The following is a 1200-nucleotide window of genomic DNA, read 5'->3' on the forward strand; positions in this document are numbered from 1 at the left end:
CTGCCCCGCCCCACCGCCGCTCCCGAACAACCCACCGCCAAGCCCGTTTCCTGACCGCGCCACGGCGTGACCCGACACCGCGTACCCGCGCGGCGGATGGCAGGCTGGTGCCACATCGTCCGTCGTCAGGACACGTATCGGGAAGGTCGGGTCACGCCATGGTGGAACCGTTCCGGGTCGACATCACCGTCCGGGGCTACGAGCTGGACACCCAGGGCCACCTCAACCAGGCCGTCTACCTCCAGTACTGCGAACACGCCCGCTGGGAGTGCCTGCGGGCCGCCGGCATCACCCAGGAGTCCCTGCTGGCCAGCGGCGTCGGCCCGGCGGCACTGGAGAACACCATCAGGTTCCACCGCGAGCTGCGCGGGGGCGACGAGGTGACGGTGAGCTGCGCCTGGCAGTGGGGCGGCGGCAAGACGTTCCGGCTGCGCCAGGAGATCACTCGCGTCGACGGCGCCCTCGCCGCCGAACTAACCGGCGTCGCAGGCCTGTTGGACCTCGCCGACCGCCGGCTCGTCCCCGACCCCGCCGCCCGCCTCCGCGCCCTGGCGACCGACCCCGACCTGCTGGGCCTCTGAGCCCTCTTGCCGTGGGCCGTCACACCTCCGGCGCCGTCGCCCACCGCGACGCCCGCCACTCCGTGGCCAGCAACGCGTAGTGCAGTTCGCTGCCCCACTCGCCCTTGAAGATCTCCGACTCCACGAAGTACGCCTCGCGCCGCATCCCCAGACGTTCCATCAGCCGCCACGAGCCCTCGTTGCGCGGATCACAGCGCCCGATCACCCGGTGCAGGCCCAACTCCTCGAACCCGATCCGCAGCATCTCGACGGCAGCCTCGCTCGCGTACCCCTGCCCGTGGTACCCGGGGTGGAAGACAAACCCGAACTCCCCCTGCCGGTGCCGCTCGCTCAGCCACTCCAGCAGCACGTAGCCGATCACCCGCCCGTCCGCCTCGACGGCCAGCACCAACGCGTCGCCCTCGTCCCGCAGGACGGTCAGCTTCTGCCGCCGCGCCAGTTCGGCCGCGTTCTCCGCCCGGCTCCTCGGGCCGTTGTACAGATACCGGGCCACCTCGGGCAGGGACTCGAACGCGTACATGTCGTCCTCGTCCGCCGCCTCGAACGGCCGCAGCACCAACCGCCGCGTCCTGATCGCGTCCCGAATCTCGATCACCGTGCCACCCCCGCAGTCCAAGGC

General features: G+C 71.4%; 2 protein-coding genes. One reads left to right on the forward strand and one right to left on the reverse strand.

The genetic code is table 11. The annotated features are described in order from the left end of the window. Nucleotides 1–158 precede the first annotated feature (158 nt). The gene (locus FNX44_RS27040) at nucleotides 159–581 is read left to right on the forward strand and encodes an acyl-CoA thioesterase (protein WP_143651589.1); all 423 of its coding nucleotides are present in this window, start codon (nucleotides 159–161) and stop codon (nucleotides 579–581) included. 19 nt (nucleotides 582–600) lie between these two features. Here FNX44_RS27040 and FNX44_RS27045 read toward each other — a convergent pair. Continuing rightward, nucleotides 601–1200, reverse strand: a 600-nt coding sequence (locus FNX44_RS27045; RefSeq protein ID WP_323369690.1) for a GNAT family N-acetyltransferase, incomplete at its 5' end; no start/stop codon positions are given.

This window comes from Streptomyces alkaliterrae (assembly GCF_007097205.2).
Lineage (GTDB): Bacteria > Actinomycetota > Actinomycetes > Streptomycetales > Streptomycetaceae > Streptomyces > Streptomyces alkaliterrae.

What these genes read in the sequence shown, in the direction of transcription:
- FNX44_RS27040 (WP_143651589.1), top strand. Translation starts at nt 159, where the DNA reads ATGGTGGAACCGTTCCGGGTCGACATCACCGTCCGGGGCTACGAGCTG.